This window comes from Gordonia hankookensis (assembly GCF_014673215.1).
GTDB lineage: Bacteria > Actinomycetota > Actinomycetes > Mycobacteriales > Mycobacteriaceae > Gordonia > Gordonia hankookensis.
The window spans coordinates 1,171,693-1,190,309 of record NZ_JACWMS010000002.1 but is presented as its reverse complement, the minus strand read 5'-3'; the positions used below and the strand labels follow the sequence as shown (position 1 = coordinate 1,190,309).

The following is an 18,617-nucleotide window of genomic DNA, read 5'->3' as shown; positions in this document are numbered from 1 at the left end:
GACTGACCGTCACCCGGTCATCTCGATCTTGCCGATCTTGGCCTGAAAGCCGCCGGGACCCGGGGGCAGCGAGGTGAGCCACACCATCAGGAACGGGCTCTGTTGCGGGTTCGGGATCGTGATGGTGGTGGTGGGCTGGGAAACCGGTCCGGCCGCCACCTCGGCTGTCTGCGCGAGCGTGGGCTGGGCGGTCGGTGAGGTGCGGATCGAGACGTTGAAACCCGGCGTCGGCGTCGTGATGGTCACCGACTTCACCGCGTGCGGGCCGCCGAGATCGAACATCAACCCGAGCCCCTGCTTGAGTCCGCCGAAGTTCGCCGACCCGCGGTAGCTGTCGGTCTGCCACGGCGGGGCAGCGCCACTGATCACGTTCTGCAGGTTCGACGCGTTGTCGGGCGGCTGACCCGAAAAATCCACCAGCGACACATTCCGGAGTGCGATGGGTCCCGCCGCGGCCGGGGTGGGTGCGGGCGGAGCGGCGGCACTCGGCGACGGTGGCGCCGATGTGGTGGTCAGGATCGAGTCGATATCGGTCGATCCGTCGTCGGATCCGAAGAGATTGGTCGCCCATATCACCAGCGCGAGCACGATGAACAGAGTCAACAACCCGGCGCCCACGAGCAGCGCGATGTTGCGTCTGCCTGGTTTGTCGGCCTCGCCGGAGCCGGAGGGACGATCGGACTTCGATCCCATCGCGACCGGCGCCGCGTCGGCGTCGATGGCCGGCAGCATGTCGGTGTTGAGGTCGAGAACGGTGGCCTGGTCGAGGACGTGCTGGACGGTGCCCGCAGTTCGGATACCGCGACTGCCGTCGAGGGCGCGCGCCGCGACCGCGGAGATCTCGAACGGGGTCTCCGGCCGCGCCTGGCGCGGCTCGATAGGCGATCCGTCCTTGCCGGGCGCGGCGATCGGCAGCCCACCGACCGGTTCGGTGGTGTCGTCGGTGGTGACCAGCGTCGATCCGGTCTCGCTGTCGAGAGGCCACCGGGCGAGGAGCAGTGCGTAGAGCACGGCGCCCAGTCCGCGCACGTCGGAGGACTTGTCGTCCGGGGTGAGGGTGCCCGGGAATGCCAGCACCGCGTTGCCGTCGGTGCTGATGCGGATGCGATCCGGATGATCGATCGACAGCGTTCCACCGGATCGATGGGTGGCCTCCGCGGCGGCGGCGAGCGCCCGGACGGCGCGAGCGGCGCCGATCGGGGACGGGCCGGACTGTGCGACCTCGCTGAGCGACGAGCCCGGTACCCATTCGCTGACGACGATGCCGCCGGACGAGCCGCGCACCACGTCGAGCACACGTGCGACCCCGGATGACGAGATCTGCCCCAGCCGTAATGTCCGGGACAGCACGGCCTGCGGACCTTCGTCGGTCACCTTGGCCGATTCACCACGTTCCGGGGGAGGTGCGAGTTGCTCGGCGTCGACGAAGGTCAGGGCGACCTCTCGGTCGAGGTTGATGTCGAGTGCGCGCCAGAACTGCAGGCCGCGGGATCCGCCGTGGTGATCGAGCAGTCGATAGCGGCCACCGGCAACGGCGGCACCGGGCACCAGGCGGGGGCCGCGCGGCCGCGGCCGTTTGACGGGAACCGCGTCCTTGTCGGATTTGTCTGTGTCGGAGGGTTTCTCGCCCTTGGGTGTGGTTCGGGTCGGCGCCTGCTGCGCGGAGTCAGGGGAATCCGGGCCCGGCCGGTCCGATGTCGCCGACGTGTCGACCTCGTCACCGCGTGGTCGGTCCGGCTTCTCGTCGACGGTCACCGAACCGCCGTCGGAGGTCGGGGCGTCGGGGATGATCTCGGTGTCCTGTGTGGTACCGATCTCGTTGTCACTCAAGCGCCGAGCTCCTCTCCTGCGGTAGCGCATATCGCGAGGCGAATGGACCCGCATCTCGCCGCCATCACGAAGGCGTGCGGCTCCACCGCTGTGAACCGAGTACGACTGCCAGGTGGCTGTGCCCCGGTCGAATCGTCGGAGCACCTGTACCTGACCAGAGTACGGGAGCGACTCGTCCGGAGTGATCCGCGGAAACTGAACCGTGATCGTCGGTGCCGATTCTGTTACCGAACTCGGCGGTGGTGCCAGCGCCGGAATGAACCGACCGAGCATGCGCCGCACGGACATTCCGATCGAAACCACGTCGGGAACCTTGGCCGCGGCAAGTCCGGCATAGGTCACGCCCAGGACGACGACCGCGGTGACGAGGAGATAGACGAGCGAGCCGAGCTTGCCGACCTCCGTGGCGAGGAGATGCATTCCCGACAGGTTGGCGACCGCCCAGACGACCGCAGCGACACCGATCGACACGCCGAGGGTGATGACCGTCGTGCGGTACACATCGGTGAGACGGGCGTTGTTCAGGCGGTTGCGCAGCAGGTAGTGGCCGACGACGGCACCGACCAGATATCCCAGTCCGTTCGACAATGCGAGCCAGCGCACCACCAACTCGGGATCGGAGAAGAGCACCGGCCCGAGGTAGGAGGCGGCCACCTTGACGATCGTGATGCCGAGGACCATCACGGTCGGCGTCCAGGCATCCTGGCGCGCGTAGAACACGCGCAGCTGCACCAGCGTCATGGAGTAGGGGATCAGGGTGAAGGCACCCCACGCGAGGACCGAGCCGAGTTGGGAGGCGGTGTCGGCGTCGAACTTGCCGAAGTTGAACACCGCGATGCCGATGGCCGGGCCGAAGAAGGTCATGTACGCGACCACGGGCACCAGTGCGACCATGGTCAGCCGGGTGGCCAGCGACAGGTCGTCGACAACGGCACGATCGTCGTCGGCGGCGGCGTTGCGTGACAGCCGGGGCATGATCGCGGTCAGGATCGTCACGCCCAGCACGCCGTAGGGGAGTTGGAGCAGCTGCCAGTGCGTGGCGTAGACACTGATACCCGATGCGTCGGCGTGTGCGGCGATGCGGTAGGTGATGACCAGCCCGACCTGCAGGATCGCGACGTAGAGCACGATGGCCAGGGCCATGTTCCCGAAGGTGCGCAGGCGTGCGTCGAGTCCCCACTGCAGCTGTAGCCGCACCCCCGCCCGCTTGAGCCACGGCACCAGGACCGATGCCTGGACCACCACACCGAGCGTGGTGCCGATGCCGAGCACCAGGAGCTGAGGATCCGACATCCGGACCGGGTTGAGCGTGATCTCGCCGGGCATCAGGGCGTACAGCACCAGCGTTGCGATCTGGACGATGTTGTTCATCACCGGAGCCCAGGCGCCGGGTTTGAAGAACCCCTTCATGTTCAGGATCGCGATGAACAGCGCGGACAGTCCGTAGAACAGGATCTCCGGTAGGAGCAGGTAGGCCAGCGCGGTGGTCAGTGGCCGGTTGACGTCCCCGTCGCCGACGTTGAGGAAGGTCAGGAGTGGCGCGGCGATCAGCGCGATGACCGTCGCCGTACCGAGGGTGACCAGGGTGAGGGTGAAGATGCGGTTGATGAACCCGCGTCCGCCGTCGGCGTCCTCGGCCTCGGCACGGACCAGCACCGGGATCACGATCGCGGTGAGCACGGCACCGAGGACGACCTCGGCGATCATGTTCGGCAGCACGTAGGCGGCCTGGAAGGCCGACGCGATGGCCGGTCCGAGCATGGCCAGCACCAGCACCGTTCGGATGAACCCGGTGATGCGGCTCGTGAGCGTGGCCAGAGCGATGGAGCCGCTGGTCTTGAGGATGCTCGAGTCGGAATCGCGCGAGAGCCCGGTGGTGGCGCTCGCGCCGGTGCCGGTGTCACGCGCAGGCCGCTCGCCGGTGTCGGTGAGCGTGTCGGCCGGTGGCCGCGACGGAATGAACCGTGGCGGCGGCGCCTGCTGCCTGGCCTGCGCGGGGCGGGGCGGGGCGGGCCGTGGTGCAGGCGCGCGGGGACCGGATGCCGGTGGACCGGAGGGCCGGCCGGCGAGGGGTGGCTGGTCGGCCACCGGGCCCGTCATCGGTGGCGGACCGGCGGCGGGGCGTCGTTCAGGAGCCCCGCGGGGAGGTATCCGGCGGGGCGACGCGCGGCGCGGTTCGCGTGGTCCTTGGTCGGTCATGGTGTGTCTCGGTCGGTCGGGCCCGTCGTCGCGGGCGGTGCCTCATCCTCTGTCTCGGGGTGCTCTGTCTCCGGGTCGGCCTCTGCGTGCAGCATCTCTTGATGCAGGGTACGGCGACGCTCCTGATAGGTGGTGCCGGCAAGCAATCGTTCGTGGTCATCGGGGTCGGGACGGTCATCGTCGGCCGGGTCGGGTTCGCCGCGGAATCGGTGCCAGAGGCGCCGCGCGGTCAGCAGCACGAGGGCGACACCCGCAGCGATCGTGATCCAGAACAGTGGCTTTCCATAGGCATTCGCATGCACCGACAGCCGGATGGGCGAGCCGAGGGAGACCCCGCTCGAGGTGGACATACCGATGGTGACGGTGACGGCCTCCGAGCTGTCCGCGCGGGTGGGCAGCTGGATCTGGCGGGTGCCACGGGCGGGGATCTCGATGACGCCGATGTCGCCGACGTCGAGTTCCTTGGGCGCGGCGACGTTGATACGCACCCGGATCGGCAGCGACAGCTCATTGCGGACCACCAGCAGCAGGGGACTGCGCTCGGACGCGAGCGTGTACCTCCCACCGGGATCGAGGATGGTCACGGCGTTGCGCATCCGCTGCAGGGTGCCGCCGGATGCGGTGACCCTGGCCGCGCGCTGGGTGCGGATGTCGGCCCGCTCGGCGGCACCGGCCCGATCCGGTGTCCGGATGGCGCGCAACAGGTCTTCCCGGAGCGGCGCCATGTACCGCTCGGGAGTGGCGGCGACGTCGGCGGACTGCATCAGCGAGGCCTGCAACTGGTACGACAACTCGGCGTTGTCACGCATCGTCGTCGCGACCCGGTCGGACACCGCGACGCCGAGCGATGCGAGCGACGCGACGCCGGGTGGTCTCACGAACCGCGCGGTCGAGTCGGCACGGTCGAGTTCGCCGACGACGTCGGTGAGCGAGGTGGGTGTCGCTGCGCCGGACTCCAGCAGGAGGGTGGCGGTGGTGAACAACGCGTTGGTGTCGTCGGTGGACGGTGCCCAGTAGGTCGGTGGCATCACGAAGGCGCTGCGTCCGGCGGCGGGCAGTCGAGGCTGCGCCCGCCCGCGCTCGACAGGTTCGGGCGCGGCGATCGACTGATACGCCAGCGCTGCGACCGCGGCCTGCCGCCTGCCCGCGGCCGACTCACCGGCGAACGACACCTCCTGGTCGGGCGGTGTCAGCGGAGTCGTCGACGGGGCAGGACCGAGGCCGGCCAGGGACGCCGAGACCGGCGCATCGGTGGACTGGACGCGCAGGTCGCCCACCCGGTACTGCCCGGTGGCGCCCGGGCGGGCGGTCGCCACGCTGCTCGTCGACGTGACGGCCTTCCCGACGGATGCCGACTTCAACACGCCTGCGCCCGTCGAGTCGAGGGCCCCGAGCGCGGGGATGGTGATGCCGCGGACGCTACGGACACCGAGGATCGCGTCGACGACGTCGGGGGGCGTCGACAGGGCGTCCGTGGTGAGGCCGGTGTTGCCGATGCGGGCCAGCGACGTCAGATCGGACTGCGCGAACGGCAACGCCACCACACACATCTGTCCCGCGAGCTGACGCAACTCGGTCAGCCACTGCACTGCGGCCGCCTGCCCGGAGCCCGTGGTGGTCGACGACGTCGGGTCCATCGGATCGCTCGACACCCCGTATCCGAGCGACATCGACCGGACGGTCACCAGGAGATCCGGATCGATGGCCAGGCACATGCTCTGTTCGAGTTTGGACGGCTTCCGATCGGTCGAGGTGCCGGTGTCGTCGGAGTTGCCGGTATCAGGGGAGTTGTTGTCGCCGCCGGACGACGGTGGGGCCGATTCGGCGGATTTCGACGCTCCGTTGCCGCTCGTCACGGCCTCGGATCCGGAGGCAGCCGAATCGTTGTCGGCTGACTCGGATTCTCCTGCGACCGATCGTGCCGCCGCGAGGAGCACATTGAGCCGGCCACCGGGTTCGAGGGATCTGGCCAGGTCCTCGCCCACCAGACGGACCTGCTCGGTCTGTCCGCCGAGCACGCCCGGGGTGAGCTGCGGCGGTGCGGCCAGCGGCCAGAGCATCGTGAACCGTGCCGGGCTCGACAGGTTGGCCGAGACCGAGCCGTCCGCGCCGAGATCGGTGTCACGCGGATCGGCCTGTTCCGCATCGGTGGTCGGATCGACGTACCCTGCCGCCCGACCACGATCGGGTGGCAGGGACAGCACGGGCAGGAGGGTGCGCGACTGTGCGAGTTTGGCCGGATTCCCGTAGTCGGGGAGACCGTTCACGTTCACCTGCAGTGGGAACACCCCGGTGCGCTGGATGTCGAGGCCGCCGCTGCCCGACAGCGGGGCCGTGACGGTGAACGGGATCGACCGGCCCGGCGTGAGGTCGTCGGAGATGTGCCGGAACGGGGTGGCGGCGCTCACCGGGACGGGGGTCACGGCGAGGCTGCTGCGGAGTCCCGCGGCGTCCGCGACGGGATCGCCACGTTCGAGCCGCACCGACAGGTTGTGCAGCTGGCGGTCCCCGATGTTCTCGAGGTGCCCCGAGACGGTGACCACGGAACCACCACTGCTGGTGACCAGCGACGGCGTGATGGTGTCGATGGCCAGCCGTAGGAAGTCGTCCGGTATCTCGCCGTCCGAGGCGGCCGATGCGTCCGGCGCGGCGGCCGCCGGCGCCGCGGACAGGAGCGCGATCGTCAGGACAGCGAAGATCGCGGCGGAGATCCGCGCGAATCGACGGAGGGGAGCGAGGAGTCTGTTCACCCGGCGGTCAGGCATCGCCGGCCGGTGGGCGCCGGGGACGCCGCCTGCGCCGACGGGACCGCGACGGGGGTGGCGGTTCGTTGCGGCGCTGGTTGCGTGCGGCTGCGGCTCTCTCATAGGCGTTGGGTTCGGTGCGAATGCTCTCGGCCTCGGACTGGGCCAACCGGTTCGGGTCGGCAGCGAGATCGGCGATGACGCCTCGGGCCATGCGGGCCAGTCGCCGCTCGTCAGAGTACGTGAGCTTGCGGGGTAGTTCGGCGAGCGGCACCCATGCCACTTCACTCACCTCGTAATCGGCGTCCGACAGCTCGCCCCCGATGCTGCGGAGAAGATAGTGGTGAACGGTCTTGTGGATACGTCTGCCCTCGCTGACGAACCAGTAGTCGATCTTTCCGAGCGGCGCGACGACGGTGCCGTTGATGCCCGTTTCCTCCGCGACCTCCCGGATCGCGGTCTGCTCGGCGGTTTCCCCGGTCTCGATGTGGCCCTTCGGCAACGACCACATCATCCGGCCGCGCCGGTCCATCCGGCCGATGAGTGCCGCGCAGAGCTCATCGACGGGGAGGTCGAGGTCGGAGATGACCAGCCCGCCCGCCGACGTCTCGCGTACGGTGCGCAGGCGCTCCTGCCCCTGGCCCTGCCCGCGGTCGGGCCGGGTACCCGTCCGGCGGCGGTTCTTGGACTTGCCTGCGGTCGTGGCGCCGTCGGAGCCGACCGCATGGGTGAGGCCGGTCTTGGTGATCTTGGCGGTGACCGCGACCAGATCGGACGGCTTCGGCGGCGAGACCCTGGTGTGGGTCGGGTGCAGTTCGTCGTCGTCGCCGACGAGCCGCTCGGGATCTGTCGGCCGCTTCGGCATGGGCCCGGGCTTGGGCGCGTCGCGGCGCTCGACGGGACGCGGGGGAGTGTCGTCGGGGGCGCTGTGAGGCGTATCGCTGCCCGACGGCGCCACCGACGGTCGTCGTCCGCGCCGCCGGCGTCCCCGCCGTCCTCGGCGGGCCTGCCCGGGGCTGGTCTCCTCCGGGGTGGCCGCGGTGGCCGGACTCGATGCGGTGCCGTGCGATCCCCGAGCCAGATCGGCGGGGGTGACGCGCCGGCCGGAACCGGCGTCCGGTCGCGCCGATGAGGTGTTGTGCGTCACATCGCCGGGACCGTGACCACCCGCGGTGACGTCGGAGGAGACGTCAGAGGGGTCGGTGGACGGATCGGCGGACACGCTCTCGATGCTAGCCGTTGGTCACCTGCTGTTTGCCCGGATGGCCCCGTGGGCGGCGGGGTGGCGGCCGGTCCTGTCTGCGGGCCCGGCGACGATTTGTGGTCGCCGGACCTGGCAGCGGTAGGCTGGCATGCCGTGACAGAGCCCGAACGCCGTACCCGTCTGCTGGCATCAGCGGCGGTGACGTTGCGGGGCCTCTCCGACGTCCTGGTACCGCTCGGCGCGGCGTTCGCGGGCGCGGGCCACGAGTTGTATCTGGTCGGCGGGTCGGTGCGGGATGCGGTGCTCGGCAGGCTCTCGGGCGATCTCGACTTCACCACAGATGCCAGGCCCGAGCAGGTCTCGGCGTTGATGTCCGACTGGGCCGATGCCCAGTGGGACACCGGTATCGAGTTCGGCACGATCAGTGCGCGCAAGGGCGAGCACATGGTCGAGATCACGACATTCCGGTCCGATGCGTATGACCGGATCGGACGTAATCCCGAGGTGGTCTTCGGTGAATCGCTAGCCGACGATCTGGTGCGCCGCGACTTCACCATCAACGCGATGGCGGTCCGGGTCGGGGCGGACGGTCCGGCCGAGTTCTGCGACCCCCTCGACGGGATGACCGCGCTCCTGGCCGGGATCATCGACACCCCGGCCACCCCGCAGGAGTCCTTCGACGACGACCCGCTGCGGATGTTGCGGGCGATCCGGTTCGTCTCGCAGCTCGGCTTCCGGGTCGCGCCCAGGGTGTCCGACGCGATCACCGAGATGTCGGCGCAGATCGAGCGGATCACCGCCGAACGTGTCCGTACCGAACTGGACAAGATGATCCTCGGTGAGCATCCGCTGGAGGCCATCGACCTGATGGTCGACACGGGCCTCGGCGAGCGTGTGCTCCCGGAGGTGCCGGGGATGAAGCTCACCATCGACGAACACCACCAGCACAAGGACGTCTACCAGCACTCGCTGACCGTGCTGCGGCAGGCGATCGACCTCGAGGAGGGCGATCCCGATCTGGTGCTGCGATGGGCGGCCCTGCTCCACGACATCGGTAAGCCCGCGACCCGTCGCCATGAGCCCGGCGGTGGGGTCAGTTTCCACCATCACGAGGTGGTCGGGGCCAAACTCGTCCGCCGCCGGATGCGGGCTCTGAAGTATCCGAAGGCGGTCGTCGAGGACATCTCGAACCTGGTGTTCCTGCACCTGCGGTTCCACGGCTACGGCGACGGCACCTGGACCGACTCGGCGGTCCGACGTTATGTCAGTGATGCCGGACCCCTCCTGGATCGACTGCACAAACTCGTCCGGGCCGACTGCACCACCCGGAACAAGCGCCGCGCGCGGCGTCTGCAGGAGAACTACGACCATCTGGAACGGCGGATCGCCGATCTCAAGGCGGCGGAGGATCTCGACCGCGTACGACCGGACCTCGACGGCAACGCCATCATGGAGCTGCTCGGACTGCCTCCGGGCCCGAAGGTCGGCGAGGCATGGCGATACCTGAAGGAGCTGCGGCTCGACCGCGGGCCACTCTCGTATGAGGAGGCCGTCGAGGCACTCCAGGAGTGGTGGCGCGAGCAGGGTTAGCGGGAGTCACCCGGCGGATCACCGGTCCCGGGCGGGCGCCAGCAGGCCCTTGCACTAGGCAACACTTGCATTATGCAATACTTCTGAAATGCAAACGAATGGGAGGCCTGGCCCGCGGGATCGGCTGGACGGCCCGACCGCGTCCGACGTCGACACGTTGCAGTTGGCGACCCGCGACCTCGTCGGTATCGCGTTGCGCAGCGTAGCGGCGACGACCGGCGACGTGTCACTCGCTCAGTTCCGGATGCTGTGGACCCTCGCGGTGATCGGGCCGAGTTCGTCAGCACAGGTGGCGAACGCTCTCGGTGTCGGGGCATCGTCGGTGACGCGATTGGCCGACCGGCTGCAGCATTCCGGATACCTCGAGCGGGGTTCGGAACCGACCAATCGGCGTGTGGTGACGCTGGATCTGACAACGGCGGGGCACGAACTGGTGAAACGCGTGCTGCAGTGGCGCAAGGACGAACTGACCAGGATTCTGTCCCTACTCGGGCCCGATGTGCGCGCGGGTCTGGTCGACGGCCTACACGCCATGCATCAGGGGGTCGGTGAAGAGTACGCATCCGAAACCGGCCCGCTTCCGTTATGACCTCCATCAAACAAGACATGTTGGAAGGCGTCTGTGACGAGCACGGTGACGGATCGGACCGGCCGGCGCTCGGCGACTTCGCAGTCGACCGACGAATGCTCCTCGTCACTGCCTGGGCCATCCCCGTGGGGGCGCTCGGTGCCGGAGCTGCATGGGTGCTGCTGCATCTGATCGGACTCGTCACCAATCTTGTTTTCTATCAACGGTTTCGATTCGACCAGATCTCCCCGGGAGCGCACGGACATCCTTGGTGGTTGATCGTCGCGGCACCGGTCCTCGGTGGCGTGGTTGTGGGGTTGATGGCGCGTTTCGGCTCCGCCGCGATCCGCGGCCACGGAATGCCCGAGGCGATCGAGGCTATCCTGACGCGCGGAAGCACCATCTCACCTCGGGTGGCCGTACTCAAACCGGTGTCCTCCGCCGTGAGCATCGGCACCGGAGGACCTTTCGGGGCCGAAGGGCCGATCATCATGACCGGGGGTGCGATCGGCTCCATCCTCGCGCAGCATCTGCATATCACGGCCGACGAGCGCAAGACGCTGCTGGTGTCGGGAGCCGCGGCCGGTATGGCCGCCACCTTCAACTCGCCCGTCGCAGCAGTGCTGCTGGCGGTGGAGCTACTCCTGTTCGAGTGGCGACCGAGAAGTTTCATCCCGGTTGTTGCCGCGGTCGCCACCGCGACCGTGGTGCGGGCGTTCATCCTCGGCACCGACGCCGTATTCGCAGTCCCGATGTCGCAGAACGTGTTCCCGTGGACGGTCGATCTCGGCGCCGTGCTGATCGGACTCAGCGGCGGTCTGCTGGCCGTCGCCGCGACGTGGCTGGTGTACCGGTCCGAAGACGCGTTCGCGCGATTGCCAGTGCACTGGATGTGGTGGCCGGCCATCGGCGGACTCGTGATCGGGATCGGCGGACTGATCGAGCCGAGGGCACTGGGTGTCGGCTACGACGTGATCGACGATCTCCTCACGGGGCACGCGACGATGAGCCTGATCGTCGGCATCCTGACCGTGAAGACCGTCATCTGGGCGCTCTCGTTGGGTTCGGGTACATCTGGGGGAGTGCTGGCACCGATCTTCATGATCGGTGCGGCGCTCGGTGCGTTGGAGGGAAATATTCTGCCGCACACCACTGCTGGCTTATGGGCGATGCTGGGACTGGCTGCCGTGCTGGGTGGTGTCATGCGCTCACCGCTCACCGGAGTCATCTTCACCGTCGAACTGACTCACGCGTGGTCAGCGATGCTGCCACTTCTGGTGTCCGCGACCGCCGCCTACGCGTTGTCAGTGCTGATACTCAAACGCTCGGTGCTGACCGAGAAGCTCGCCCGCCGAGGGCAGCATCTGACACGCGAATACTCCACGGATCCGCTCGAGGCGTTCACGGTCGCGGATGTGGCGCGGGCCGATTCCGATGCCCTGGCCCAGGCCGCGGCACAAGTCGGCAGCCTTCCGCACGTCTACCCGCGGCAGACCCTGCGGGAAGTGGCCTACGATCTGGCCGACGCGGGTGCCACCAGCGCCATCGTTCTCGGTGCCGGGGGCCGGCCGATCGGACTGCTGACGACCGCCGACCTCCTCACCGCAAGGCTGCACGATCTGACCGAGTCGCGACATCGGCAACGGTACCTACCGCTGCCGCGTCGCCGTGTGACGACGCCTGCGGGCGAGGATCAGCTCATTCTGCCGGCGGCGCGAAGATGACCGCGGCGCTCGGGACCACTTCGAAGGTCGCGGGCAGCTCGCCGACGAGGTCACCGTCGATCGACACCAGAGCCGGTGGGTCGCAATAGAATTCGATCTCACGGCCACGGAGCGTACGAACCATCTGATGATCTACGTGGCGACCGGAGAAGACCGTGGGGAACACCTTGGCGACGGTCAGTCGTGCGAACCGCGACGGACGGACGGCCAGCGTGACGTCGAGAGATCCGTCGACCATCGACGCCGCTGGGGTGATCTGCATGCCCCCGCCGTACGAGGTGGTGTTGCCCACCGACGCGAAGACCATGTCGTCGTCGAGTTCCGTCTCGTCGACACGCACGTGATAGTGGCGCGAGCGCAGACCGATCAGTTCCAGCAACGCCGCGATGGTGTAGCGGGCCTGGCCCTTCGGCCAGGGCATCCCGATGGCGCGCGCGGTCACCGACGCGTCGAAGCCCGTCGCGGCAACGGTGGCGAACAGCGACGACCGGCCGTCGGGAAAGGTCACCCGCCCGAGATCCACCGTGCGGGTGTGTCCGTTCGCGATCACCTCGACCGCCGCCGCGGCGTCGTCGAGCGGGATGCCGAGGTTGCGGGCCACGTCGTTTCCGGTGCCTGCGGGGATCACGCCGACCGGGGTTCCGGTGTCGACGGTTGCCTCGAGTGCGAGCCGGACGCTCCCGTCACCGCCCACCACGACGATCGCATCGGTGTCGGTGCGCGCGGCCTTGGCCGCCCGTTCGGCGGCGTCCTGCGCATCGCGGCCGATGATCAGTTCCACGTCGATTCCCCGCGCCTCGAACTCGCGGACCGCACGTTCGGCTATCGCACGGCCTGCGCCGTGTCGCGAGTGCGGATTGGCCAGGACCGTCGTGTGACGAACCCGATGGCCGTGGGATGTGGAACCCATGGGTTACAGTGTTACATATCATGTCAATCTGTAAAGAGGACATCAGGGACCAGGTGCTCGACGCCGCCCGCCGATGCCTGGTGCGCAACAACGGCCGCAAGGTGACCGTTGCCGAGGTCGCGCGCGAGGCCGGGGTCAGCAGGCCCACGGTCTACCGGCGCTGGCCGGACATGTCCGAGATCATCCGCGCTCTGCTGACCCGGGAGGTCCTCGGCGTCGTCGCCGCGGTCAACGACGTCACGCCGTTGCGCACCGCCGACTTCGACGCCACGGTCGACGTCGTGGTGCGGGTGGTCGCCGCGCTGCGCGACGACGAACTGGTCTCGGCCCTGTGGCGCGAACAACGCGAGTTCATGATGCCCTATGTCTTCGACCGGCTCGGAACGAGTCAGCAGGGCGTTCTCGCGATCCTGTCCGACGCGATCGCCAACGGTCAGGCGCGCGGGCAGGTCCGCGACGGCGACCCCGACAAGATGGCTGCGATGGTCCTGCTGATCACCCAGTCATCCATCCAGTCGCGGGCACTGGTCGAATCGATCCTCGGCGACGAGTGGAGCCATGAACTCCACCACGCGCTCTCGTCCTATCTCCGTCCGCTCGACGACCTGCCGGCGGCAACCTGATGCGGGCGAGCTGATGGCAGTGCTGAACGCCGATCGTCGTCGCGACGGGCTGGCCGCGCTCGCCGAGCCGACCGAGCCGCTCGACCTGCTGGTGATCGGCGGCGGGATCACCGGCGTCGGCGTGGCGCTCGACGCCGCGACCCGTGGACTGCGGGTGGCATTGGTGGAGGCCAACGACCTCGCCTTCGGAACGTCGCGGTGGAGCAGCAAGCTCGTCCACGGCGGCCTGCGCTATCTGGCCGGCGGCCACCTCCCCATCGCGCGGGAGAGCGCGGTCGAGCGCCACCACCTCATGACCGCGATCGCACCGCACCTGATCCGCCCACTGCGACAGGTGGTTCCGGACATCGGGTCGAAGGGCTCGGCCGCCCTGATCCGGACCGGTTTCCGCGCAGGCGATCTCCTGCGGAGGGTCGCCGGTACACCGACCGACATCCTGCCCGCCCCGGCCAGACTGACCGCCGACGAGACCATCGCGCTGTGTCCGGCGGTCACCAGACAGAACTTGCGCGGCGCCGCCTCCAGCGCCGACGGCCAGCTCGTCGACGACGCACGACTGGTGATCGCGATCGCGCGCACCGCCGCCACCTTCGGCGTCACCGTGTGCACCTACACCCGGGCCGACAACGTCACCGGAACCGGTGCACGACTGACGGATACCCGCACCGGGGAGAGCTTCGACGTGGCGGCGCGCACGGTGGTCAATGCGACCGGCGTGTGGGCCGGGACGGTGGATCCGTCGGTACGGGTGCGGCCGAGCCGCGGCACCCACCTGGTCTTCGACGCGGCGACCTTCGGACATCCGACCGGCGCGCTCACGGTTCCGGTCGCGGGTTCGGTCTCGCGCTTCGTGTTCGCCCTGCCCGAGCAGCTCGGTCGCGTCTACGTGGGGCTCACCGACGTCGATGCACCCGGCCCCATACCCGACGTCCCCGAGCCGTCCGACGACGAGATCGACTTCTTGATCGACTCGGTGAATGTCGCTCTGGAACAACCGGTCTCCCGCGCCGACATCATCGGCAGCTTCGCGGGACTGCGTCCGCTCATCGACACCGGGCACGGAACCGACGGCAGTACAGGCGATCTCGCCGATGTGTCGCGCCGCCACCGGGTGCAGGTGACCGACGGCACCCTGGTCGGTGTGATCGGCGGAAAGCTGACCACCTACCGGCGCATGGCACAGGACGCCGTGGACGCGGCGATCGCGGCCGGCGGGCTCACCGCAGGCGCCTGCGTGACGGCGAACACCCCGTTGGTCGGGGCGGCCGGGGTTCCCGACAACATCGATCTGCCGTCCTCGATGATCCATCGATTCGGTTCGGAGGCAACGAAGGTGGTGTCTGCCGCGCGGCTGGCCCGGCCGCTCGATCCGATCGCGGGCGAGCTCGATGTGACCCGGGCAGAGGTCGAGTTCGCGGTCACCCACGAAGGTGCGATCACGGTCGACGACGTCCTGGATCGGCGCACCCGCATCGGACTGGTGGCGGCCGATGCCGAGCTGGCCCGGGCAGCGGTCACCGATATCGTCGACGCCGCGCTGAGTTCGCCTTGCTGAGGCCAACCCTCCACCCCTCGTCGACCGGGGTGCACTCCGGCGAGCGCGGTCAGTAACCCATCGTCCTCAGGGCCTCGGCGAGGCGATCGAGATCCTCACGCTCGACGTCGAGGTGCGGGCTCACCCGCAACACCGATTGCTCGGTGGCCAGCGGTGCGCGCCACGAGTCCGCGCAGGTGACCAGGATGCCCAGCCCGAGCAGCTTGTCACGCGCGGCCGCGACGTCGGACGGCCCCCAGCCGGGGGGCGGTGCAAGAGTGGTGATGGCCGAGGGCTCGTCGATCGGTTCGAGGACCTCCCAGCTGGCGATACCGTCGAGTCGCTCGCGGGTGGTGCGACCGATCGCGGCCAGTTCGCGGAACACGCGTTGCTGCCCGATGGTCAGCATCTCCGACACGGCGACACCGAGGCCGAGGCGGCCGGCGACGAACGCTTCCGAACTCTCCACCTCGACGGGCCGCAGGGAGTCCTTCCGGACCGCGACGAATCCCACGCCGCGTGGTCCGGTCAGCCATTTGCGGCTCGTCCCGTAGACCACGTCGGCCCCGGTCACGGTCGGAACGTGTCCGGCGGACTGGGCCATGTCCACCACCACCGGCACCCCGGCGGCGTGGGCGATCTCGACGATTCGGGTGACCGGCTGCACGACACCCGAGGCCGAGCCGATCTGACAGATGTGGATGAAGTCGGGCTGCTCGAACTGCAGCATGTTCTCCAGCGCGTCGGTGTCGACATGCCCCGACACATCGGCATCCGGCAGCGGTCGCACGGCATAGCCCCGGCGTTCGAACTCGACGAGGTTGGGACCGAACTCGTTCTTCGCCACCCACACGGTGGTGGAGATCGGCAGGTTCCAGTAGGTCAGCAGAGCACGCAGGGCGGCCCGCGCGCTCTCGCGAAAGGCCAGTTCGTCGGCGGTGTGCCCGATCAGGGATGCGAGATCGCGCTTGTCGCGGGAGATCTCGTCGTCACGATCGGCGGCGGCGATGTAGGAGCCGCGTTCGGTCTCACGCCACAGATGGGCGGAGATGGCGCCGATCACCGCGTTCGACGACCGACCGGCGGCCGCCGAGTCGAGGTGGACGATCTCCGGGCGGAGGCGAGCACGGCGCCATTGTTCACCCAGTTCGCTCACGTACATAGACCCTGAACCTACCGGTTTGTGCCGACGAATCGACGATCGGGTCGGATGAGCCGGACATCGGGCGATCGTGGGATCGGAGCCGGTCCGGATCCCCGCTGTGCACATGCCCGATTCGGCACGTGACGTGACGCGGCCTCGCTTACCATTGTGTTGCCTGTGGGCATCGGAGTGTGTCGACGATCATCAAGGCGCGCAAGGAGAATCAATGGCCAATCGCGAACCCGCCGGTCCGGTCGACCGTGCGCTCATCGGTGATCCCGTCACCATCGACGAACACACGACATTCATCCCGGTCACCCGCAAGGGCGTTCGGGGCCGGCCGGTGGCGGTGGGTGCGTTCACCGTCACCGACGGGGCCACCACATGGACGCCCGCGGTGGATCAGGGACGGGTGGCTCTCATCGGTGTGATGACCGGTCTGATCGCCGCGGCCCTCGGTTCCGCCGCGGTCCTCCGCCAGCCACCGTGGCCCAGGATGACGATCACCGAGGATCGTCCGGGGAGGTCCGCGGATCCCCGTCCGCAACCGGTGGACAACGCATGATCGATTGAGTGCGATGGCGCGGCCGGAACCCGCCATGCCCGCACTGCGTCCAACCGGTATGGATTCCGCCATCGACTACCTGTTCGGAACCGGCGACGGTCACACCACGTCGTGGGTGTCGGCCGCGGATGTCGACCTCGACGGCGACGGGACGGCCGATGCGGTCCGGCTGGATTTCGACGGCGACGGTCGTCGAGACGATGCGATGTGGGACACCGACGGCGACGGAACCGCCGATGTCGTCGCAATCGACACCGACGACGACGGCCGCCCCGACGACCACTACCGCGACAACGGTGCCGGGGTGTGGGGTGAACGGACCGAGGATCCGTCGGTCGGTGAATCACCGGCCGGGCACACTCCGCAGAATCCGCAGGCAGCGGGCCGGGTCGATGTCCCGTCGCCCCGTCGCGCTCCGGCCGGCTCTACGATGGATGCCGTCGTGGTCCGCTCCGAGGATCTCGACGGCGACGGCGCCGCCGACATCGAGATGACGGGGGATCGCCGGGCCGGGATCCCGGTGGCGCATCGGCTCTATGTCGACGACGACGGTGATGGCCGCTTCGACCACGTGTTGATCGACGACGACGGTGACGGGGTGGCCGACGTCAGCTATGACTCCCGTTCGCCTGGATTCGATCGTCGCTGAGTGACTCATGGCGTGGGTGGTACGGGGTGTGCACGACGCGGACCACGAGCGAGCCGATCACGTAGAGCACGGTGCCGAAGACGACAAGGCCCACCGACTTGCCGTTGTCCGGGATCGCGACGGCCGCCAACGCCACCGCTCCGACGTAGGCGATGTTGAAGACGGCGTCCTGAACGGAGAACACCTGCCCGCGCACCGCGTCGCCGATGTCCACCTGCATGGCGACGTCGCCGCAGAGTTTGGCGATCTGCCCGATGAGGCCGAGCACGAAGGCGGAGATGCAGAGGACCACGGGGTTGAAGGTCACCAGCGAGACCTCTGCGACGGCGCCGACGAGCAACGCGACGATCAAGGTGGTCTTCCGGCCGATCCGATCCACCGAGTAGGGCGTGACCAGAGCCGCGAGCAGGGCGCCGCCCGCGGTGAACCCGGCGACCACGCTCACGCCGGCGAGGCCGTCGCCTGCACCGGCCTGCTTGCCGATCACCAGGAGCATGAGGGTGTTCATGCCGAAGACGAGGCGATGGGCGCCTATCGCGGAGAGGGCGGCCGACACCGTGCGTGACCCGGCGACTGCCCGGGCGCCGTGCAGCAACCCGACGGTCACCGCGTGCAGGGCCGAGCGGCCCGGATCGTCGGGTTCGTCGGGACCCAGCTGGAGTCGCGCGAAGCCGTGGGCCAGGGCCCCGGCGATCAGGGCGATCACCACACCGCCGAGGGTGGTCAGGGCGCTGCCGGAATTGTCCGGGCCGAACAGCGCGCGCAACACCGCGGCGATGCCCGCACCGACGGCGAGCATGCCCGCTCCCAGGGTGGTGAACAGAGCATTCGTCGCGACGATGACGTCGCGGTGTGCCACGTGGGGCAGCCCCGCGGACAGACCCGAGGCCACGAACCTGCTCGCCCCTGTCACTGCAAGAGCGCCGATCAGCACGATGGTGTCGGTGGCCCCGGCGGCGATCGCAACCGCGACGAGCCCGATCATGACGGCCCGAATCACGTTGGCGTACATCAGGACGTGGCGTCGGTCCCAGTGGTCGAGGAGCGCCCCGGCGAACGGACCGATCACGGAGTAGGGGAGCAGCAACACGGCGAGGCCGCCCGCGATGGCGAGCGGATCGGCGTGCCGCTCGGGGTTGAACAGGATGGCACCGAAGAGCGCGGCCTGGAAGACACCGTCGGTGATCTGGCTGGTCAGGCGGACCGCGAGAAGGCGCCCGAGGCCGGGTGAATGAGCGAGCGAGCGAACGAACCCCCGTATACCGGGGGTGGCATGCTGCAAGCCTGACATCACTGATCCAGACTACCGACCTGAACGTCGCTGCCATGCGAT

Annotated in this window: 13 protein-coding genes; 7 read left to right on the top strand and 6 right to left on the bottom strand. The window is 68.8% G+C overall.

The features are described from left to right. Positions 1-9: 9 nt before the first annotated feature. Genes IDF66_RS12690 through IDF66_RS12680 form a run of 3 tightly spaced genes read right to left on the bottom strand, consistent with a single transcriptional unit; the run spans position 10 to position 7,995 of the window. The gene (locus IDF66_RS12690) at positions 10-4,029 is read right to left on the bottom strand and encodes a murein biosynthesis integral membrane protein MurJ (protein ID WP_223309435.1); all 4,020 of its coding nucleotides are present in this window, start codon (positions 4,027-4,029) and stop codon (positions 10-12) included. Further along, complete coding sequence (locus IDF66_RS12685) at positions 4,026-6,794, bottom strand: DUF6049 family protein (RefSeq protein WP_223309434.1); 2,769 nt, start codon at positions 6,792-6,794, stop codon at positions 4,026-4,028. The genes IDF66_RS12690 and IDF66_RS12685 overlap by 4 nt, the downstream gene beginning before the upstream one ends. Beyond that, positions 6,787-7,995 (bottom strand): NUDIX hydrolase, encoded by a 1,209-nt coding sequence (locus IDF66_RS12680; RefSeq protein WP_190267091.1) that lies wholly within the window; start codon positions 7,993-7,995, stop codon positions 6,787-6,789. Before IDF66_RS12680 ends, IDF66_RS12685 begins: the two co-directional genes overlap by 8 nt. A gap of 135 nt (positions 7,996-8,130) precedes the next feature. Between IDF66_RS12680 and IDF66_RS12675 the strand changes: the two genes are divergently transcribed. The 3 genes from IDF66_RS12675 to IDF66_RS12665 all read left to right on the top strand — a co-directional run bounded on the left by IDF66_RS12675 (position 8,131) and on the right by IDF66_RS12665 (position 11,859). Beyond that, entirely contained in the window at positions 8,131-9,567 is a 1,437-nt protein-coding gene (locus IDF66_RS12675) for a CCA tRNA nucleotidyltransferase (protein ID WP_164310073.1), read from the top strand. 88 nt (positions 9,568-9,655) lie between these two features. After that, positions 9,656-10,156, top strand: a complete 501-nt coding sequence (locus IDF66_RS12670; protein ID WP_190267090.1) for a MarR family winged helix-turn-helix transcriptional regulator — start codon at positions 9,656-9,658, stop codon at positions 10,154-10,156. After that, positions 10,153-11,859 (top strand): chloride channel protein, encoded by a 1,707-nt coding sequence (locus IDF66_RS12665; protein WP_223309433.1) that lies wholly within the window; start codon positions 10,153-10,155, stop codon positions 11,857-11,859. The genes IDF66_RS12670 and IDF66_RS12665 overlap by 4 nt, the downstream gene beginning before the upstream one ends. On the opposite strand, the gene IDF66_RS12660 is transcribed toward IDF66_RS12665, so the two are convergent. Further along, entirely contained in the window at positions 11,834-12,769 is a 936-nt protein-coding gene (locus IDF66_RS12660) for a YegS/Rv2252/BmrU family lipid kinase (RefSeq protein ID WP_190267089.1), read from the bottom strand. The two genes, IDF66_RS12665 and IDF66_RS12660, sit on opposite strands and share 26 nt — an antisense overlap. Positions 12,770-12,789: 20 nt before the next feature. Here IDF66_RS12660 and IDF66_RS12655 point away from each other — a divergent pair, with 20 nt between their 5' ends. Next, positions 12,790-13,392 carry a TetR/AcrR family transcriptional regulator gene (locus tag IDF66_RS12655; protein ID WP_190267088.1) on the top strand — a complete coding sequence of 201 codons (603 nt, stop codon included), beginning with the start codon at positions 12,790-12,792 and terminating at the stop codon, positions 13,390-13,392. 13 nt (positions 13,393-13,405) lie between these two features. Beyond that, on the top strand, positions 13,406-14,947 hold the full coding sequence (locus IDF66_RS12650; RefSeq protein ID WP_190267087.1) for a glycerol-3-phosphate dehydrogenase/oxidase: 1,542 nt from the start codon (positions 13,406-13,408) through the stop codon (positions 14,945-14,947). A gap of 49 nt (positions 14,948-14,996) precedes the next feature. Here the strand turns inward: IDF66_RS12650 and IDF66_RS12645 are convergent, their stop codons facing one another. After that, entirely contained in the window at positions 14,997-16,088 is a 1,092-nt protein-coding gene (locus tag IDF66_RS12645) for an aminotransferase class V-fold PLP-dependent enzyme (protein WP_190267086.1), read from the bottom strand. 208 nt (positions 16,089-16,296) lie between these two features. Here IDF66_RS12645 and IDF66_RS12640 point away from each other — a divergent pair, with 208 nt between their 5' ends. Next, on the top strand, positions 16,297-16,635 hold the full coding sequence (locus IDF66_RS12640; protein WP_190267085.1) for a hypothetical protein: 339 nt from the start codon (positions 16,297-16,299) through the stop codon (positions 16,633-16,635). A gap of 13 nt (positions 16,636-16,648) precedes the next feature. Next, a complete protein-coding gene (locus IDF66_RS12635; RefSeq protein ID WP_317628674.1) occupies positions 16,649-17,284 on the top strand; it encodes a hypothetical protein in 636 nt (211 codons plus the stop codon). On the opposite strand, the gene IDF66_RS12630 is transcribed toward IDF66_RS12635, so the two are convergent. Next, entirely contained in the window at positions 17,244-18,575 is a 1,332-nt protein-coding gene (locus tag IDF66_RS12630) for an MFS transporter (protein ID WP_164310067.1), read from the bottom strand. The genes IDF66_RS12635 and IDF66_RS12630 overlap by 41 nt on opposite strands. Positions 18,576-18,617: the final 42 nt, after the last annotated feature.

Coding starts and splice junctions, on each gene's coding strand:
- IDF66_RS12690 (WP_223309435.1), bottom strand. CDS start 4,029: ATGACCGACCAAGGACCACGCGAACCGCGCCGCGCGTCGCCCCGCCGG.
- IDF66_RS12685 (WP_223309434.1), bottom strand. CDS start 6,794: ATGCCTGACCGCCGGGTGAACAGACTCCTCGCTCCCCTCCGTCGATTC.
- IDF66_RS12670 (WP_190267090.1), top strand. CDS start 9,656: ATGCAAACGAATGGGAGGCCTGGCCCGCGGGATCGGCTGGACGGCCCG.
- IDF66_RS12665 (WP_223309433.1), top strand. CDS start 10,153: ATGACCTCCATCAAACAAGACATGTTGGAAGGCGTCTGTGACGAGCAC.
- IDF66_RS12660 (WP_190267089.1), bottom strand. CDS start 12,769: ATGGGTTCCACATCCCACGGCCATCGGGTTCGTCACACGACGGTCCTG.
- IDF66_RS12655 (WP_190267088.1), top strand. CDS start 12,790: ATGTCAATCTGTAAAGAGGACATCAGGGACCAGGTGCTCGACGCCGCC.
- IDF66_RS12650 (WP_190267087.1), top strand. CDS start 13,406: ATGGCAGTGCTGAACGCCGATCGTCGTCGCGACGGGCTGGCCGCGCTC.
- IDF66_RS12645 (WP_190267086.1), bottom strand. CDS start 16,088: ATGTACGTGAGCGAACTGGGTGAACAATGGCGCCGTGCTCGCCTCCGC.
- IDF66_RS12640 (WP_190267085.1), top strand. CDS start 16,297: ATGGCCAATCGCGAACCCGCCGGTCCGGTCGACCGTGCGCTCATCGGT.
- IDF66_RS12635 (WP_317628674.1), top strand. CDS start 16,649: ATGGCGCGGCCGGAACCCGCCATGCCCGCACTGCGTCCAACCGGTATG.
- IDF66_RS12630 (WP_164310067.1), bottom strand. CDS start 18,575: ATGTCAGGCTTGCAGCATGCCACCCCCGGTATACGGGGGTTCGTTCGC.